We start from the raw sequence: 308 nt of genomic DNA on the forward strand, positions 1-308 counted from the left end.
TGCTATCTTTCTTTTTTTCTTTTCGATTAAATCCTTTACTAATTAAACTGACCATATCACCGAAATGAGTAATCTGTACAAATTTCAATTTAAAAGAGAAATAAAGACCGAAGCCGATTAACATTGCAATAAGAATATATGACCATAAAATATTATTCGTTACCTCAAGGAATCTGCTAAAGATATCAACCATATAATACACTTCCTTTTTTCATAATAAGAAAATTATATGCAAAAAATATACCAGAATCAAATTTTCTAAAAAAATATGTTACTTAAATACTTTTTATGTTATGATTATGTTACAT

General features: G+C 24.4%; 1 pseudogene. It reads right to left on the reverse strand.

Annotation, left to right across the window (positions count from 1 at the left end):
- Positions 1 to 193: pseudogene (locus V7038_RS29100) on the reverse strand (sodium:alanine symporter family protein); the annotation flags it as partial.
- Positions 194 to 308: the final 115 nt, after the last annotated feature.

It is taken from the genome of Bacillus sp. JJ783, assembly GCF_036963225.1.
Lineage (GTDB): Bacteria > Bacillota > Bacilli > Bacillales > Bacillaceae_G > Bacillus_A > Bacillus_A cereus_U.